Below are 17,258 nucleotides of genomic sequence, written 5' to 3'. Positions count from 1 at the left end.
GGGTGGCAGACCCCTCGACCTACCGCCCCGCTCCCGGGTCGATCCCGACCGACCCCGGCGTCTACCGCTTCCGTGACGAGCACGGGCGGGTCATCTACGTGGGCAAGGCCAAGTCGCTGCGCTCGCGGCTGTCCTCCTACTTCCAGGACATCTCGGCCCTGCACCCGCGCACCTCGCGGATGGTGCGCACCGGGGCCAGCGTCGAGTGGACCGTCGTCGCGACCGAGGTCGAGGCGCTGCAGCTGGAGTACGCGTGGATCAAGGAGTTCGACCCGCGCTTCAACGTCAAGTACCGCGACGACAAGTCCTACCCCTACCTCGCGGTGACCATGGGCGAGGACTACCCGCGCGCCCAGGTGCTGCGTGGGGCCAAGCGCAAGGGGACGCGCTACTTCGGCCCCTACACCCACGCCTGGGCGATCCGCGAGACCCTCGACCTGCTGCTGCGGGTCTTCCCCGTGCGCACCTGCAGCAAGGGCGTCTTCCGTCGGGCCGAGCAGTCCGGCCGCCCCTGCCTGCTCGGCTACATCGACAAGTGCTCCGCCCCCTGCGTCGGCCGGGTGAGCGCCGACGAGCACCGCGCCATCGCCCAAGAGCTGTGCGACTTCCTCGCCGGTGACACCGCCCGCTTCGTGCGCCGGCTGGAGCGGCAGATGAAGGCGGCTGCCGCGAACCTCGACTTCGAGCAGGCCGCCCGCCTGCGCGACGACGTCGCCGCCCTGACCAAGGCCCTGGAGAAGTCGGCCGTCGTCCTGCCCGACGGCACCGATGCCGACGTCTTCGCGCTCGCCGACGACGAGCTGGAGGTGGCCATCCAGGTCTTCCACGTGCGCGGTGGCCGCATCCGCGGCCAGCGGGGGTGGGTCGCGGAGAAGGACGCCGAGGACCTGCCCGAGCTCGTCGAGCACCTGCTCCAGCAGGTCTACGGCGGCGAAGGGGGTGAAGGCGTCCCCCGCGAGGTCCTCGTCCCGGTCCTGCCGGCCGACGCCGACGGCGTGGCCGCATGGCTGGGCGAGCGCCGGGGGAGCGCGATCAGCCTGCGGGTGCCGCAGCGCGGGGACAAGCGCTCGCTCATGGAGACCGTGGCGCGCAATGCCGAGCAGTCGCTGGCCCGGCACAAGGTCGCCCGAGCGGGTGACCTCACCGCGCGCAGCCAGGCCCTCCAGGAGCTGCAGGAGGCTCTCGGGCTGGACGATGCCCCCCTTCGCATCGAGGGTTACGACATCAGCCACGTGCAGGGCAGCGATGTCGTCGGGTCGATGGTCGTCTTCGAGGACGGACTCGTGCGCAAGCCCGAGTACCGGCGCTTCATCGTCCGCGGTGACGTCGACGGACGCACCGACGACACCGCCGCGATGCACGAGGTGCTCACCCGGCGCTTTCAGCGGCACCTCAAGGACCGCGAGCGCGATGCCACCGACCCCGAGACGGGCGAGGCGCGGCGCTTCGCCTACCCGCCCAACCTCGTCGTCGTCGACGGCGGTGCCCCGCAGGTCGCGGCGGCGCAGCAGGTGCTCGACGAGCTGGGGGTCGACGACGTCGCGGTCGTCGGCCTGGCCAAGCGGCTCGAGGAGGTCTGGGTTCCCGGCGACGACCACCCGGTGATCCTCGCCCGCAACAGCGAGGCGCTCTACCTGCTGCAGCGGCTGCGCGACGAGGCCCACCGCTTCGCCAACACCTTCCACCGCGAGCGGCGCAGCAAGTCGATGACCCGCAGCGCGCTCGACGGCATCCCGGGTCTGGGGGAGGCGCGACGCAAGGCCCTGCTGGCACGCTTCGGCTCGGTCAAGCGGGTGCGCGCCGCGACGGCGGACGAGCTTGCGGAGGTCCCCGGGATCGGACCTGCCCTCGCACAGCGAATTGCGGCAGAGTTGGCGGGGAGGACGACCGAGCCCGCCGTCAACCTCACCACGGGCGAGGTCCTCGACGAAGGAGAGCAGCAGTCGTGAGCGAAGCAGCCAGCATCCCACCCCAGGGCCAGGGGTGGGGCACCCCAGAGGTCGTCGTGGTCACGGGCATGAGCGGTGCCGGGCGGTCGACGGTGGGCAATGTCATGGAGGACCACGGCTGGTACGTCATCGACAACCTGCCGGTCACCCTCCTGCCGGACCTGCTGCGGCTGTCGTCGGAGCGGGCCCAGGACCTCGCCGCCTCCGGGCAGCCGGTCCGGGTCGGCATCGTCCTCGATGTGCGCGCCCAGGGCTTCGACACCCTGACCGCGGCCCTCGCGACGCTGCGCGATCGCGGCTGGCTCACCCACCTGCTCTTCCTCGAGGCGACCAACGAGTCGCTCGTGCGGCGCTTCGAGAGCGTGCGTCGCCCGCACCCGCTCCAGGGCACGGGCCGCCTCCTCGACGCCATCGTCAAGGAGCGGGAGGTCCTCGCCGACGTGCGGGCCACCGCCGAGACGGTCGTCGACACCTCGGGCCTCAACGTCCACCAGCTCAGCCGCAAGATCAGCCCGATCTTCCAGGGGGAGACGAGCGAGCGGCTGCGTCTGGCGGTGCTCTCCTTCGGCTTCAAGTACGGCGTGCCGCTGGACGCCGACTTCGTCTTCGACATGCGCTTCCTGCCCAACCCCTACTGGGTCCCGGAGCTGCGGGCGCACACCGGCCGTGAGACCCAGGTCTCGGAGTACGTCCTGTCGCAGCCGGGCGCCATGGAGTTCATCGAGAGCGTCGACGTCCTCCTCGCGCCCGTCATCGCCGGGTACCTCCGCGAAAACCGGCGCTACGTCACGCTCGCCGTCGGGTGCACCGGCGGCAAGCACCGCTCGGTGGCGGTGGCCGAGGCGCTCGCGACGCGGTTGGCGTCCTCCGACGTCGCGACCTTCGTCGTCCACCGCGACCTGGGGCAGGAGTGAGCGTGGCCGACCCCCTGCGCTCCGCCGATGTCGTCGCCCTCGGCGGCGGCCACGGGCTCGCGGCGAGCCTGTCCGCCCTTCGCCTCGTCTGCGAGCGGGTGACGGCCATCGTCACCGTCGCCGACAACGGCGGGTCCTCCGGACGACTGCGCGAGGACTTCGACGTGCTCCCGCCCGGTGACCTGCGGATGGCGCTGACCGCGCTGTGCGACGACGGCGAGTGGGGACAGACCTGGAGCGATGTGCTCCAGCACCGCTTCACCGGCGACGGGGACCTGGCCGGGCACGCCTTGGGCAACCTGCTCATCGTCGCGCTCTGGCAGCTGCACGATGACCCCGTGACAGGCCTCGACCTCGTGGGGCGACTGCTGAGTGCCCGCGGCCGGGTCCTGCCGATGGCGGCGGTGCCCCTGGAGCTCGTCGCCGAGGTCAGCGGTCTGGACGCCACGGACCCCGCCCGGCTGGAGACGGTGCGCGGTCAGGTGGCGATCGCGCGCACCACCGGGCTCGTCGAGTCCATCGCGCTCGTCCCCGACAACCCGCCCGCGCGGCCGGAGTCCGTCGCGGCCGTCGACGCGGCCGACCACATCATCCTCGGGCCCGGGTCGTGGTACACCTCCGTGCTCACCCACCTGCTCGTCCCGCAGCTGCGGGAGGCGCTGGTGCATGCGCGGGCGCGCAAGGTCCTCACCCTCAACCTCGAGATGCACACGGCCGAGACGCGCGGCTTCTCGGCCACCCGGCACATCGAGACCCTGCACGAGACCGCGCCGGACCTCACGGTCGACGCCGTCCTCGCGGACCCGCAGACGATCGACGACCGCGACCGTCTCACCCGGGCCTGCGCGAGCCTCGGCGCCGAGCTGGTCGTCGCCCCCCTGGCTCGCCTCGACCACCCGGGGCAGCACGATGCGCTGCGGCTCGCGGCCGCCTATCGTGACATCCTCTCGTGACCGCGCACCCGTGATCACGACAGGCACACCGGAAGGAACCCACCGATGGCGATGACCGACAAGGTCAAGGACGAGCTGAGCAGGTTCGAGGTGACCAAGACCTGCTGTCGCAAGGCCGAGGTCGCCAGCCTGCTGCGTTTCGCCGGCGGTCTGCACATCGTCAGCCGCAAGATCGTCGTCGAGGCCGAGCTGGACACGGCCCATGCAGCGCGCCGCCTGCGCAAGGACATCGCCGAGCTCTACGGCTACCCGTCGGAGCTGATGGTGCTGGCGGCGGGTGGCCTGCGCAAGGGCAGCCGCTATGTCGTCACCGTGGGCGAGCACGGACCGGCCCTCGCCCGGCAGACCGGCCTCGTCGACGCCGAGGGGCGTCCGGTCCGTGGCCTGCCACCCCGGGTCGTCGGGGGTTCGGTGTGCGACGCCGAGTCCGCCTGGCGCGGAGCCTTCCTCGCCCACGGCTCCCTCACCGAGCCCGGGCGCAGCTCGTCCCTCGAGATCACCTGCCCCGGCCCCGAGGCCGCCCTCGCGCTCGTGGGCGCGGCACGGCGGCTGGGCATCCCGAGCAAGGCCCGCGAGGTCCGCGGCGTCGACCGCGTGGTCATCCGCGACGGTGATGCGATCTCCGCGATGCTCACCAGGCTCGGCGCCCACGAGGCGGTCATGGCCTGGGAGGAGCGCCGGATGCGTCGGGAGGTGCGGGCCACGGCCAACCGGCTGGCCAACTTCGACGACGCCAACCTACGTCGCTCGGCGCGCGCGGCGGTGGCCGCCGGGGCGCGCGTCCAGCGGGCCATGGAGATCCTCGGCGACGACATCCCCGACCACCTGCGCGAGGCCGGTCAGCTGCGACTGGAGCACACCGGCGCCTCGCTGGAGGAGCTCGGCCAGCGGGCCGACCCCCCGATGACCAAGGACGCCGTGGCCGGGCGGATCCGCCGGCTCCTCGCCATGGCCGACAAGCGCGCCGAGGACGAGGGCATCCCCGGCACCGAGGCGTCGCTGACCTCGGACATGCTCGACGGCTGAGGCCTGGAGCTGACCGGGGGGGGGGCCACCGACGAGACGGTGTGACGCAGGCCATAGGGTGGGTGCTGACCGGGTCGCTCCGGCGACTGCACTCGCACCACTGACGTGGAGGTACCCAGCGTGACAGTTCGAGTTGGCATCAACGGATTCGGCCGGATCGGCCGCAACTTCTTCCGCGCCGCCAAGGCCTCCGGGGCGGACATCGAGGTCGTGGCCTTCAACGACCTGGGTGACGACGCGACCCAAGCCCACCTGCTCGCCTACGACTCGATCCTCGGACGCTACGACGGGAGTGTCTCGGTCGTCGACGGGGGCATCGAGGTCGACGGCACGGTCGTGACCTCGGTGGCCGAGCGGGACCCGGCCGCGCTGCCCTGGGGTGACCTCGGGGTCGACGTCGTCATCGAGTCGACCGGCTTCTTCACCGACGCGACGCAGGCACGCGCGCACATCGAGGGCGGGGCTCGCAAGGTCGTCATCTCGGCCCCGGCCAAGCACGAGGACATCACCATCGTCATGGGGGTCAACGACGGCCTCTACGACCCCGAGCAGCACACGATCATCTCCAATGCCTCGTGCACGACCAACTGCCTGGCGCCGATGGCCAAGGTGCTCAACGACGGGCTGGGCATCGAGCGGGGGCTGATGACGACGATCCACGCCTACACCGCCGACCAGAACCTCCAGGACGGCCCGCACAAGGACCTCCGGCGCGCCCGGGCGGCCGCGCTCAACATCGTCCCGACGTCCACCGGCGCCGCCAAGGCGGTCTCGCTCGTGCTGCCCGAGCTCAAGGGCAAGCTCGACGGCTACGCCCTTCGCGTCCCGACGCCGACCGGCTCGGCGACCGACCTGACCTTCCAGGCCAGCCGGGAGACGTCGGTCGAGGAGGTCAACGAGCTCATGCGCGCGGCGGCCGAGTCCGGACCGCTCGCCGGCAAGCTGGTCTACACGCAGGACCCGATCGTCTCCAAGGACATCGAGACCGACCCGGCCAGCTGCATCTTCGACTCCGGCCTGACCAAGGTCCTCGGCACCCAGGTCAAGGTCGTCGGCTGGTACGACAACGAGTGGGGCTACTCCAACCGCCTCGTGGACCTCGCGGCCCACGTCGGCGGCTCGCTCTGAGACGATGCCCCCACACCACCACCCGCATCGCCCGAAAGGCCACCGTGAAGACCACTGCTGACCTCGGGGACGTGCGCGGCAAGCGCGTCCTCGTCCGATCCGACCTCAACGTGCCGCTCGACGGCGAGACGATCACCGACGACGGGCGCATCCGTGCCTCCCTGCCGACGATCTCCGCCCTGGCGGACGCGGGCGCTCGGGTCGTCGTCTGCGCCCACCTCGGCCGCCCCAAGGGCGCGCCCGACCCGCAGTACTCGCTGGCTCCGGTGGCGTCGCGGCTCGGCGAGCTCCTCGGGGCGCCGGTGGCCTTCGCCACCGACACGGTCGGCGAGTCGGCTCGCGCGGTCGTCGATGGTCTGGCCGACGGTCAGGTCGCCCTCCTCGAAAACCTGCGGTTCAACGCGGGCGAGACGAGCAAGGACGAGGCCGAGCGCGGCGCCTTCGCCGACGAGCTGGCCGCACTGGCCGACGCCTACGTGTCCGACGGCTTCGGCGTGGTCCACCGGGCGCAGGCCTCGGTCTACGACATCGCGACCCGGCTGCCGGCGGCGATGGGCGGTCTGGTGCGGGCCGAGGTCGACGTCCTGCAGCGACTGACCCGCGACCCCGAGCGCCCCTACGCGGTCGTCCTCGGTGGCGCGAAGGTGAGCGACAAGCTCGGGGTGATCGACAACCTCCTCGGCACCGCGGACCGGCTGCTGATCGGTGGCGGCATGGTCTTCACCTTCCTCAAGGCCCAGGGCCGCGAGGTCGGCACGAGCCTGCTCGAGCAGGACCAGCTGGCCACGGTGAGCGAGTACCTCGAGCGCGCGCAGCGTGACGGGGTCGAGATCGTGCTGCCGACCGACGTCGTCGCGGCCACCGCCTTCTCCGCCGACGCCGACCACGAGGTCGTCGCGGCCGACGCGATTCCCGCTGACCGGATGGGACTGGACATCGGTCCCGAGTCCGCGCGGCTCTTCGCCGACAAGCTCGCCGACTGCCGCACCGTCTTCTGGAACGGCCCCATGGGGGCCTTCGAGATGGCGCCCTACGCCGCCGGCACCGAGGCCGTGGCCCGGGCGCTGGTCGAGGCGACGAAGGGGGGAGCCCTCACCGTCGTCGGTGGTGGTGACTCCGCTGCCGCGGTGCGTCAGCTCGGCTTCGCCGACGAGGACTTCGGGCACATCTCCACCGGTGGTGGCGCCAGCCTCGAGTACCTCGAGGGCAAGAGCCTGCCGGGCCTCGCCGTCTTCGACCAGGCCCAGGAGGGCTGACATGGCCACGTCGCGGACCCCGCTCATGGCGGGCAACTGGAAGATGAACCTTGACCACCTGCAGGGTACGCACCTGGTGCAGAAGCTCGACTGGACCCTGCGGGACGCCAAGCACGACTTCGGCGCCGTCGAGGTCGTCGTGGTCCCTCCCTTCACCGACCTGCGCTCGGTCCAGACGCTCGTCGAGGGTGACCGGCTCGCCCTTCGCTACGGGGCGCAGGACGTCAGCCCGCACGACTCCGGGGCCTACACCGGCGACATCTCCGCGGCCTTCCTCGCGAAGCTCGGCTGCGCCTACGTGGTCGTCGGGCACAGCGAGCGCCGCGACGGTCACGGCGAGACCGACGAGGTCGTGGCGAGCAAGGCGGTCGCCGCCTACCGGCACGGGCTCGTTCCGATCGTCTGCGTCGGCGAAGGCCTCGAGGTGCGTCAGGCCGGCGAGCACGTGGCCCACGTCCTGGCGCAGGTCGAGGGCAGCCTGACCGGCGTCACCGCAGAGCAGGCCGCGACGCTCGTCATCGCCTACGAGCCCGTCTGGGCCATCGGCACGGGCGAGGTCGCCACCCCCGAGGACGCCCAGGAGGTGTGCGCGGCCATCCGCGGCAAGCTCGCCGAACTCTATTCCGCCGAGACCGCTGACCGGGTCCGCATCCTCTACGGCGGCTCGGTGAAGTCGGGCAATGTCGCGAGCATCATGGCCGGCGCGGACGTCGACGGTGCACTCGTCGGAGGTGCTTCGCTCCAGGCCGAGGAGTTCGCCTCGATCTGCCGCTACCAGCAGCACCTCACCGCGTGATCGAGGGGGCCAAGCGCGGGGGACCGCGTGTCGCACCCCGGCCTGGCCCACCATCCATGTGACAGAGGTATCCTGACCCGGGCGTCAGCCGGTGACGCCGCACCCGAGACCCGACCGACAAGGACCTGATCGCGTGAACGCCGTCCGCATCGGACTGCAGGTGATCCTCGTGATCACCGGCCTGATCCTCACCCTGCTCATCCTCATGCACAAGGGGAAGGGCGGTGGCATGTCCGACATGTTCGGTGGCGGCATGTCCGCGTCGCTGGGCAGCTCGTCCGTCGCCGAGCGCAACCTCACGAGGTTCACGATCGTCATCGGCCTCGTCTGGTTCACGGCCGTCGTCGGCATCGGCCTCATCGACCGCTTCGACGCCTGACGCGTCACGCACCCACAGGAGCTTCGCATGGCAGGTGGAAACGCGATCCGCGGCAGCCGCATCGGCGCCGGTCCCATGGGCGAGGCCGAGCGCGGCGAGGCCGCCCCCCGGACCTTCGTCTCCTACTGGTGCGCCAACGGCCACGAGGTGACGCCCTCCTTCGCCGTCGAGGACGGCGTGGAGATCCCCGAGCAGTGGGAGTGCAAGCGCTGCGGCCTCCCCGCGGGCAAGGACAAGGACAACCCGCCGGCTCCGCCGACCGCCGAGGTCTACAAGACCCATCTGGCCTACGTCAAGGAGCGCCGCTCCGACAGCGAGGGCGAGGCGATCCTCGAGGAGCGCCTCGGCGAGCTGCGCGACCGCGGCCTGATTCGCTGAGCCACGGCCCCGACTCACCCCCGACCGGACAGACCTGAATCCGCATTGCCCTACGGCAATGCGGATTCAGGTCTGTCTGACGTGGCTCCGGTCCGACTGGACAGCGGGTCCGGGCGTCAGGTGAGCTGGGAGGCGGCGGCATCGTCGACGAGCCACAGCGTGCGCTCGAGCCCGTGGACCTGGGCGGCGCTGCTCTCTGCAGGCGAGGCGCCGGCGACCCCCTTCGCCACGGCCTCGGCCTTGTCCGCACCCGAGACGACGAACCACACCTCGCGCGACCTCGACAGGCAGCCCATCGTGAGCGAGACCCGGGTCGAGGGCGGCTTGGGCGAGTCGTGGACCGCGATGGCCAGGGCGTCGTCGCGCAGCTGCGCCGGGTGACCGGGGAAGAGCGAGGCCACGTGACCGTCGGGCCCGACCCCGAGGAGGACGACGTCCCACGCACCACCGCCCGAGACCCGCAGCGCCCGCTCGTAGGCGGCTGCCGCCGCTTCGGCTGACTCGGAGTCGCCGGGCCCGGGCACGTGGTGGACCTTCGCCGGGTCGAGCGGGAGCCGGGCGAGGCCGGCATCGGCGTTCTGGGTGTCGTTGCGGTCGACGTCACCCGAGGGCAGGTAGCGCTCGTCGCCCCACCACAGGTGCACGCGCGACCAGTCGACGACGGAGACCGCCGGGTGGTCGGCGAGAGCGGTGACGAGGGCGGAGCCCATGGATCCGCCGGTGAGCGCCACGTGCGCCGTACCGCGCAGGGCCAGGGCCTCCTGCACCGCGGCCAGCAACCGACCCGCGATCATCTGGGCCGTCGTCTCGGCGTCGGGGTGGACCAGGACGAGGGAGTCGGTCACGACGGCTCCTCCTCGAGACGGTCGCGCACCGCGCTCTTGACCGCCTCGGTGCTCCGGTCGGCATCCTCGGGCGATGCCTCGACCATCGCGCTGCGAATCGCGTCGCGGGAGGCCTCGGCGAGCTGCTCCGCCGTGCGGCGGGCATCGCTGGGGGAGGGCACGATGCCGTCCTCGACCGCGTCGGTCATCGTCATCCGGCGGCGGGTCACCTTGGGCAGGCCGCGCGTGAGCGCGTCCTCGTAGACCTCGTCGGGGTCGAGGCGACGCAGCTCGTCGGCCAGGCACTCGGCGTCCGACCGGGGCGCGAGCGCGATCGCACGACGCGGCTGCCCGGCCTGGTCGAGGGTCGCGGTGTCACCGGCAGGGGGACGCACGAGGTCGATGGGGCCGGAGGCGCGTTCCAGCCGCACGCTGACGATGCCGGTGCCGGTGCGGGACCTCACGATGGCCACGGGGCACCGCAGGCGGTGCTGGAGCCACCCCGCGAGAAGGTCGGCGGAGGGCGAGTCGGTGCCACCGACCACGGTCGCTGCGCTCACCTGCTCGAAGGGGGCACGGTCGAGCGTCGTGGCGAGCAGACCCCGCCACAGCGTGATCCGGCTCCATGCCAGGTCGGTGTCGCCGGGGGCGTAGGTCTTGGCCAGTCGCTTGAGGGTCGCCGAGGTGTTGTCGGCGGCGGCGCAGTCGGTGATCCGTCGCTGGGCCATCGCGCCCACGGGGTCCTGCGAGGCGTCCTTGGGAGCCTCGGTCGGCCACCACGCGACGACGGGTGCGTCGGGGAGCATCAGCGGCGTGACGACGCTGCGCGCGTGCCGGGTCAGCTCGCCGAAGAGCCGCAGGACGACGACCTCGGAGGCGCCGGCATCGCCGCCGACCCGGATCTGCGCGTCGAGCCGTGCCTTGCCGCGGGCATTGGCGAGGATGACGCAGATGATCCGCGCGGGGTGCTGGTGGCTCGCGGAGTTGGCGACCGCCAGGGCCTCCTCGGCGTCGTCCTCGGGGACGACGACCACGAGGGTGAGCACCCGGCTGAGCGCCATCGCGCCGACGTCCTCACGGATCTCGATGAGCCGCTGGCTGATCTTCGAGGTGCTGGCATTGGGCAGGTCGACGATCACGGCATCCTCCAGGTGCGTCCGTCACGCTGCATCATCTCGTCGGCGGCCGCCGGGCCCCAGGTCCCGGCCGGGTACTGCTCGACCGTGGCCCTGCTCCTGGCCCAGAAGCGCTCGATCGGGTCGAGGATCTTCCACGACAGCTCGACCTCCTCGTGGCGCGGGAAGAGCGGGGGGTCGCCGAGCAGGACGTCGAGGATGAGCCGCTCGTAGGCCTCCGGGCTGGACTCGGTGAAGGCGCGCCCGTAGCCGAAGTCCATCGTCACGTCGCGCACCTCCATCTGGTTGCCCGGGACCTTGGCGCCGAAGCGCATCGTGACGCCCTCGTCGGGCTGGACGCGGATGACGACAGCGTTCTGGCCCAGCTCCTCGGTCTCGGTGTCGGTGAAGGGCAGGTGTGGCGCCCGCTTGAAGACCACGGCGATCTCGGTGACGCGACGCCCCAGGCGCTTGCCGGTGCGCAGGTAGAAGGGCACCCCGGCCCATCGACGGGTGTCGACGTCGAGTCGCATCGCGGCATAGGTCTCGGTCGTCGAGTCGGCGGCGACGCCGTCCTCCTGCAGGTAGCCGATGACCTTGTCACCGCCCTGCCAGCCCGCGGCGTACTGCCCGCGGACGGTCGCGGACGCGAGGTCGTCGGGCACGCGGACGGCGGCGAGCACCTTCTCCTTCTCGGTGCGCAGGGCCGCGGCGTTGAAGCTCGTCGGCTCCTCCATGGCGGTCAGCGCGAGCAGCTGGAGCAGGTGGTTCTGGATGACGTCGCGGGCGGCGCCGATGCCGTCGTAGTAGCCGGCCCGGCCACCGATGCCGATGTCCTCGGCCATGGTGATCTGCACGTGGTCGACGTAGTGGCTGTTCCACACCGGCTCGAACATCTGGTTGGCGAAGCGCAGTGCGAGCAGATTTTGCACCGTCTCCTTGCCCAGGTAGTGGTCGATCCGGAAGATCGAGTCGGGCGGGAAGACCTGCTCGACGATGGCGTTGAGCTCCTGGGCGCTCTCGAGGTCGTGCCCGAAGGGCTTCTCGATGACCACGCGTCGCCACGAGTCGTCGGTCGGTGTTGCCAGGCCGGAGCGCTGCAGCTGCTCGCACACCGTGGAGAAGAACCCCGGCGGGATCGACAGGTAGAAGGCGTGGTTGCCGCCCGTGCCGCGGGCCTCGTCGAGCTCGTGCACGGTCTGCGCCAGCAGGTCGAAGGCCGCCGGATCGTCGAAGGTGCCCGGTACGAAGCGGAAGCCCTCGGACAGGCTGCGCCAGACCTCCTCGCGGAAGGGGGTGCGTGCGTGCTCGCGGACCGCGTCGTAGACGACCTTGCCGAAGTCCTGGTCGGCCCAGTCACGGCGAGCGAACCCCACGAGTGAGAACCCCGGCGGCAGCAGACCACGGTTGGCCAGGTCGTAGATCGCCGGCATGAGCTTCTTGCGGGCGAGGTCGCCCGTCACGCCGAAGAGGACCAGGCTGCAGGGCCCGGCGATGCGCGGCAGGCGCTTGTCGCGGGGGTCGCGCAGCGGGTTGCTGTCGGGCGTGACCCGTGCCGGGCTCATGCGCGGCCCCCCGCGAGGGCCCGGGTGACCCGTGCCAGACCCGCGTCGTGGTCGGTGAGGTGCAGGACCAGCACCGGACGACCGTGGTCGGCGAGGACCTGTGCGTCACCCCCGGCCTGGGCCGCGATGAACTCGCCCAGCGTGAAGTCCCGGCCCGGCACGGGCAGGTCCTCCCGCGGGGTGTCGGTGACCTGCAGGTAGACGCCGGTCGCCGGACCACCCTTGTGGTACTGGCCGGTCGAGTGCAGGAACCGCGGCCCCCAGCCGAAGGTCACCGGCCGTCCGACGCGCTCGGCCAGGGCGTCGGCCACCCGCGCGAAGGGGGCGTCGCCCTCCCGGTCGAGGTAGGCCATGACCGCGACGTAGCCGTGCTCGGGGTCGACCTGGGCGAGGAGGGCGGCGACCGCCGCGTCGACGTCGGTCGCGTCACCGAGCCAGTCACCACCGAGGTGGCGCACGCTGACCGGGCCGTCGGCGAAGTCATCGCTCACCTCGTCGCCGCCGGAGCCGGACATCAGGTCCCGGGCCGCCTGCTTGGCGCTCTCGACGTCGGGCTGGTCGAAGGGGTTGATCCCGAGGAGCCGTCCGGCGACGGCCGTGGCGACCTCCCACAGGAGGAACTGCGCGCCGAGGGAGCCCCCGACGTCGACGGTCGACGCCGCGACCGGGGCGCTGTCGTCGCCGTCGTCGGGCACGAGCCGCACGATCGTCGCGTCCGGGGGAGGGGTGCTCCCGCCGGGGCGGGCGAGGACGACCGGCAGCAGCCCGGTGCCGTCCTTGCCGGTGGACTCGGCGATGAGCTGCTCGGCCCAGGCGCCCAGCCCACGAGCCTCGGTGCCGTGGTCGACGAGGTAGAGCTTGTCGCGAAGGGGGGAGGTCCCGCCGATCGCGGACCCCAGCCGCAGTGCGGGGTTGGCCTCGTCGTCCTCGGCGAGCAGGTCGGCGACGGCCTCGGCGTCGTCGAGGAGGGCCTCGATGTCGGCCCCGGCCAGGCCCGAGGGCACGAGACCGAAGGCAGTGAGGGCCGAGTAGCGGCCGCCGACGTCGGGATCGGCGCCCACCACCCGGTAGCCGGCCTCGCGGGCCTGCTCGTCGAGCGGGCTGCCCGGGTCGGTGACGACGACGACCCGGCCGGCCGGGTCGATGCCAGCGTCGGTGAAGGCCTGCTCGAAGACCCGTCGCTGGGAGTCGGTCTCGACCGTGGAGCCGGACTTGCTCGACACGACGACCACGGTGCGCTCGAGCTCGCTGACCGCGGCGCGCACGACGTCGGGGTGGCTGGAGTCGAGGACCACGAGGGGGAGTCCCTCTGTCGCGCAGATGACCTCCGGCGCCAGCGAGGAGCCGCCCATGCCGCAGAGCACGACCCGGTCGACGCCCTGCTCGCGCAGCTCGTCGCGCAGGGCCGAGACCTCTCCGACGAGGTGGCGCGAGGTGCGTCCCAGGCCGACCCACGACAGGCGCTTGCCGGCCTCCTCCTCGGCGGCAGGCCCCCACAGCGTGGCGTCCTGCGCGAAGATGCGGCCCGCGACGCCGTCGGCGACGAGGGACGGGACGTGGGCGGTGACCGCGTCGGCCGCCGCCCCGGCCGCTGCGACGGAGAGGCTGGTCACTTCGAGGTCGCCTTCGCCAGCTCGGCGCTGACCCCGTCGAGCAGCTCGCCCCAGGCCTTCTCGAACTTGTCGACGCCCTCGACCTCGAGCTTGTCGGTGACCTCGGTGTAGCTGATGCCGAGGGCCTCGAGCCGGTCGAGCACCTCCTGGGCCTGCGCGTAGCCGCCGGTCACGGTGTCGCCCGTGACCTCGGCGTGGTCGATCGTCGCGTCCAGCGTCTTCTCCGGCATGGTGTTGACCGTGTCGGCCGCGACGAGCTCGGTGACGTAGAGCGTGTCGGGGTAGGCCGGGTCCTTGACCCCCGTCGACGCCCACAGCGGGCGCTGACGGCGCGCCCCTTCGGCCTCGAGGCGCTGCCACCGCGGCGTGGCGAAGACCTCCTCGTAGGCCTGGTAGGCCAGACGGGCGTTGGCGAGTGCCGCCTTGCCACGCAGGGCCTTGGCCTCGTCGGTGCCGATCTCGTCGAGCCGTGCGTCGATCTCGGTGTCGACGCGGGAGACGAAGAAGGAGGCCACCGAGTGGATCTTCGAGATGTCCTTGCCGGCGGCCAGGGCCTGCTCGAGGCCCTCGACGAAGGCGTTCATCACCGCGCGGTAGCGCTCGAGGCTGAAGATCAGCGTGACGTTGACGCTGATCCCCTCGGCCAGGGTGCGGGTGATCGCCGGCAGGCCGGCCTCGGTCGCCGGGATCTTGATGTGCACCTGCGGCCGGTCGACCGCCGCGGCGAGCTCCTGGGCGGAGGTGGCGGTGGCCTCGGGGTCGTGGGCCAGTCGCGGGTCGACCTCGAGGGACACCCGGCCGTCGACACCGTCGGTCGCCTCGAAGATCGGGGCGAAGAGGTCGCAGGCCTCGCGCACGTCGTCGGTCGTCAGCGCGAAGACGACCTCGTCGACATCCTTGCCCTCGGCCGCCAAGGCGTTGAGCTGCTCGGTGTAGGCGTCGCCGTCGGCCAGCGCTGCCTGGAAGATCGACGGATTGGTCGTCACGCCGACGATGCCGGTGGTGTCGATGAGCTCCTGGAGGTTGCCCGAGCGCAGCCGCTCACGGCTGAGGTCGTCGAGCCAGACGGAGACCCCGGCCTCGCGCAGCGAGGCGATCGGAGCGGGTGCGGTGGGGAGCTGGTTGGCCATGACGGTCATCCCTTCGCGTTCTTGATGGAGGCCTTGGCCGCCTTGACGACGGCGGCCGGGGTGATGCCGAACTTGTCGTAGAGGGTCGCCGCGTCGGCCGACGCGCCGAAGTGGTCGATGCCGACGATCTCGCCGGCATCACCGACGATCTCGCGCCAGCCGAAGGGAGTCGCGGCCTCGACCGAGACGCGGGCCCGGACGGTGGCCGGCAGGACCTTGTCCTGGTAGGCCTTCGTCTGGGCGTCGAACCACTCGCGGCACGGCATGGAGACCACGCGGGTTCCGATCTTCGCCTTCTCGAGGGTGGTGCGTGCCTCCATCGCGACGGCGACCTCGGTGCCGGTCGCGACGAGGATGACGTCGGGGACGTCGGTGCTCGACTCGGCGAGGACGTAGGCGCCCTTGGCCGCTCCCTTCGCCGAGGCGTACTCGCTGCGGTCGATGGTCGGCGTGCCCTGGCGGGAGAGCGCCAGCGCGGCGGTGGAGCGGTTCTTGAGCACCTGGCCCCAGCAGACGCTGACCTCGTTGGCGTCGCCCGGGCGGACGACGTCGAGGCCGGGCATGGCCCGCAGCGCGGCGAGGTGCTCGATCGGCTGGTGCGTCGGGCCGTCCTCGCCGAGGCCGATGCTGTCGTGCGTCCACACGTAGGTGACCGGCAGCTGCTGCAGCGCGGCCAGGCGGACGGCCGGACGCATGTAGTCGGAGAAGACGAGGAAGGTGCCGCCGTAGACGCGGGTCAGGCCCTCGAGGGCGATGCCGTTCATCGCCATGCCCATGCCGTTCTCACGGATGCCGAAGTGGAGCGTGCGGCCGTACTCGTCGCCCTTCCACGTGTCGGTCTGCTTGCTCCTCGGCGTGAAGGAGGGCTGACCGTCCATCGTCGTGTTGTTGGAGCCGGCGAGGTCTGCGGAACCGCCCCACAGCTCGGGCATGACGTCGGCCAGGGCGGTGAGCACCTTGCCCGAGGCGGCGCGAGTAGCCAGACCCTTGTCGGAGGCCTCGAAGGTCGGCAGCGCCTTGTCGAGGCCCGCCGGGACCTTGCCGGCGACGACCCGGTCGAGCAGCTCGGCCCGCTCGGGGTTGGCCTTGCGCCACGCGGCGAAGCTCTTGTCCCACTCCTTGTGGGCCGCCTTGCCGCGCTTCTTGACCTCGCGCGTGTGGTCGAGGACGGCCTTCTCGACGGCGAAGCTCTTCTTCGGGTCGAAGCCGAGGAGCTCCTTGGTCGCGGCCACCTCGTCCTCACCGAGCGCGGAGCCGTGCGAGGCGCCGGTGTCCTGCTTGGTCGGCGCGGGCCAGGCGATGATCGTGTGCAGCACGATGAGCGTCGGGGCCTTGGTGTTCTTCTTCGCCTGCTGGGTCGCGGCGAGCAGGGCGTCGATGTCCTCGACGTAGGTCGCGCCGTCACCGGTCTTGCGCCAGTCGACGTCGATGACCTCCCAGCCGTAGGCCCGGTAGCGCGCACCCACGTCCTCGCTGAAGGCGATGTCGGTGTCGTCCTCGATGGAGATCTGGTTGGCGTCGTAGATGACGTTGAGGTTGCCGAGCTCCTGGTGGCCGGCGAGCGAGCCGGCCTCCGCGGAGACGCCCTCCTGCATGTCGCCGTCGGAGGCGAGGCACCAGATCGTGTGGTCGAAGGGGGAGGTCCCGGCCTTGGCATCGGGGTCGAAGAGCCCGCGCTGGCGGCGCTGCGCCATCGCCATGCCCGTGGCGGAGGCCAGCCCCGACCCGAGGGGGCCGGTGGTGATCTCGACGCCCGCGGTGTGGTGGACCTCAGGGTGGCCCGGGGTGAGGGAGCCCCAGGTGCGCAGGGACTTCAGGTCGCTGAGCTCGAGCCCGTAGCCGGAGAGGAAGAGCTGGACGTACTGCGTCAGCGAGGAGTGCCCGACCGACAGGACGAAGCGGTCGCGGCCCAGCCACGCCGGGTCGGCCGGGTCGTGCGTCATGACCTGCTGGTAGAGCAGGTAGGCGACGGGGGAGAGGCTCATCGCGGTGCCGGGGTGGCCGCTGCCACACTCCTGGACCGCGTCGGCGGCGAGGAGTCGGCCGGTGTCGACGGCGCGGACGTCGAGGTCGGACCACTTCGCCTTCTTCGCCACCGGCAACGGGAGGTCCTTCGACCGGGACGACGTGCCCGCCGGACCGTCGGGGTTGGCCGAGGCCACGGTGCGGGTGGTGCCCTTCGGAGCAGCGCTACCGGCTGCCTTCCGTGCGGGAGCCTTGGGGGAGGTGGCG

At 71.9% G+C, this 17,258-nt stretch carries 15 protein-coding genes; 9 read left to right on the top strand and 6 right to left on the bottom strand.

Going from position 1 to position 17,258, the window contains the following annotated elements; genetic code table 11:
- Positions 1–2 precede the first annotated feature (2 nt).
- The 9 genes from uvrC (at position 3) to H7A72_RS08440 (ending at position 8,779) form a co-directional block, all read left to right on the top strand.
- A complete protein-coding gene (gene uvrC / locus H7A72_RS08480) occupies positions 3–1,949 on the top strand; it encodes an excinuclease ABC subunit UvrC (RefSeq protein ID WP_185220251.1) in 1,947 nt (648 codons plus the stop codon).
- Positions 1,950–2,017: 68 nt separating this feature from the next.
- Positions 2,018–2,863: an RNase adapter RapZ gene (gene rapZ, locus H7A72_RS08475; protein ID WP_143445567.1), complete on the top strand. Its 846-nt coding sequence runs from the start codon at positions 2,018–2,020 to the stop codon at positions 2,861–2,863.
- A 2-nt stretch (positions 2,864–2,865) separates the two neighbouring features.
- On the top strand, positions 2,866–3,816 hold the full coding sequence (gene yvcK, locus H7A72_RS08470; protein ID WP_185220250.1) for a uridine diphosphate-N-acetylglucosamine-binding protein YvcK: 951 nt from the start codon (positions 2,866–2,868) through the stop codon (positions 3,814–3,816).
- A gap of 45 nt (positions 3,817–3,861) precedes the next feature.
- Positions 3,862–4,842, top strand: a complete 981-nt coding sequence (gene whiA / locus H7A72_RS08465) for a DNA-binding protein WhiA (RefSeq protein ID WP_084451662.1) — start codon at positions 3,862–3,864, stop codon at positions 4,840–4,842.
- 120 nt (positions 4,843–4,962) lie between these two features.
- Positions 4,963–5,970 (top strand): type I glyceraldehyde-3-phosphate dehydrogenase, encoded by a 1,008-nt coding sequence (gene gap / locus H7A72_RS08460; RefSeq protein WP_084451661.1) that lies wholly within the window; start codon positions 4,963–4,965, stop codon positions 5,968–5,970.
- 44 nt (positions 5,971–6,014) lie between these two features.
- Positions 6,015–7,226, top strand: coding sequence for a phosphoglycerate kinase (pgk, locus tag H7A72_RS08455; protein WP_185220249.1), 1,212 nt, complete (start codon positions 6,015–6,017; stop codon positions 7,224–7,226).
- A 1-nt stretch (position 7,227) separates the two neighbouring features.
- Positions 7,228–8,022 carry a triose-phosphate isomerase gene (tpiA, locus tag H7A72_RS08450; RefSeq protein WP_084451659.1) on the top strand — a complete coding sequence of 265 codons (795 nt, stop codon included), beginning with the start codon at positions 7,228–7,230 and terminating at the stop codon, positions 8,020–8,022.
- Between the two features lie 133 nt (positions 8,023–8,155).
- Entirely contained in the window at positions 8,156–8,401 is a 246-nt protein-coding gene (gene secG, locus H7A72_RS08445) for a preprotein translocase subunit SecG (RefSeq protein ID WP_072624685.1), read from the top strand.
- A 27-nt stretch (positions 8,402–8,428) separates the two neighbouring features.
- Positions 8,429–8,779: an RNA polymerase-binding protein RbpA gene (locus H7A72_RS08440; RefSeq protein WP_072624684.1), complete on the top strand. Its 351-nt coding sequence runs from the start codon at positions 8,429–8,431 to the stop codon at positions 8,777–8,779.
- Positions 8,780–8,895: 116 nt separating this feature from the next.
- Here H7A72_RS08440 and pgl read toward each other — a convergent pair whose 3' ends face one another.
- The 6 genes from pgl to tkt are packed head-to-tail and all read right to left on the bottom strand — an operon-like array spanning position 8,896 to position 17,188.
- A complete protein-coding gene (gene pgl / locus H7A72_RS08435; protein WP_185220248.1) occupies positions 8,896–9,624 on the bottom strand; it encodes a 6-phosphogluconolactonase in 729 nt (242 codons plus the stop codon).
- Positions 9,621–10,742 (bottom strand): glucose-6-phosphate dehydrogenase assembly protein OpcA, encoded by a 1,122-nt coding sequence (locus tag H7A72_RS08430; protein ID WP_185220247.1) that lies wholly within the window; start codon positions 10,740–10,742, stop codon positions 9,621–9,623. The genes pgl and H7A72_RS08430 overlap by 4 nt, the downstream gene beginning before the upstream one ends.
- The gene (gene zwf / locus H7A72_RS08425) at positions 10,739–12,283 is read right to left on the bottom strand and encodes a glucose-6-phosphate dehydrogenase (protein ID WP_185220246.1); all 1,545 of its coding nucleotides are present in this window, start codon (positions 12,281–12,283) and stop codon (positions 10,739–10,741) included. Before zwf ends, H7A72_RS08430 begins: the two co-directional genes overlap by 4 nt.
- Positions 12,280–13,896 carry a glucose-6-phosphate isomerase gene (locus H7A72_RS08420; RefSeq protein WP_084451652.1) on the bottom strand — a complete coding sequence of 539 codons (1,617 nt, stop codon included), beginning with the start codon at positions 13,894–13,896 and terminating at the stop codon, positions 12,280–12,282. The genes zwf and H7A72_RS08420 overlap by 4 nt, the downstream gene beginning before the upstream one ends.
- Positions 13,893–15,035, bottom strand: a complete 1,143-nt coding sequence (tal, locus tag H7A72_RS08415; protein ID WP_185220245.1) for a transaldolase — start codon at positions 15,033–15,035, stop codon at positions 13,893–13,895. The genes H7A72_RS08420 and tal overlap by 4 nt, the downstream gene beginning before the upstream one ends.
- Positions 15,032–17,188 carry a transketolase gene (tkt, locus tag H7A72_RS08410; protein WP_370543576.1) on the bottom strand — a complete coding sequence of 719 codons (2,157 nt, stop codon included), beginning with the start codon at positions 17,186–17,188 and terminating at the stop codon, positions 15,032–15,034. The genes tal and tkt overlap by 4 nt, the downstream gene beginning before the upstream one ends.
- Between the last annotated feature and the right edge of the window lie 70 nt (positions 17,189–17,258).

Origin of the sequence: Janibacter sp. YB324, assembly GCF_014217915.1 — a bacterium.
In the GTDB taxonomy this organism is placed as follows: domain Bacteria; phylum Actinomycetota; class Actinomycetes; order Actinomycetales; family Dermatophilaceae; genus Janibacter; species Janibacter indicus.
Note: the sequence above shows the minus strand (reverse complement) of the source record. Positions and strands in the feature narration are given on the sequence as shown.

Coding starts and splice junctions, on each gene's coding strand:
- rapZ (WP_143445567.1), top strand. CDS start 2,018: ATGAGCGGTGCCGGGCGGTCGACGGTGGGCAATGTCATGGAGGACCAC.
- whiA (WP_084451662.1), top strand. CDS start 3,862: ATGGCGATGACCGACAAGGTCAAGGACGAGCTGAGCAGGTTCGAGGTG.
- tpiA (WP_084451659.1), top strand. CDS start 7,228: ATGGCCACGTCGCGGACCCCGCTCATGGCGGGCAACTGGAAGATGAAC.
- H7A72_RS08440 (WP_072624684.1), top strand. CDS start 8,429: ATGGCAGGTGGAAACGCGATCCGCGGCAGCCGCATCGGCGCCGGTCCC.
- zwf (WP_185220246.1), bottom strand. CDS start 12,283: ATGAGCCCGGCACGGGTCACGCCCGACAGCAACCCGCTGCGCGACCCC.
- tal (WP_185220245.1), bottom strand. CDS start 15,035: ATGACCGTCATGGCCAACCAGCTCCCCACCGCACCCGCTCCGATCGCC.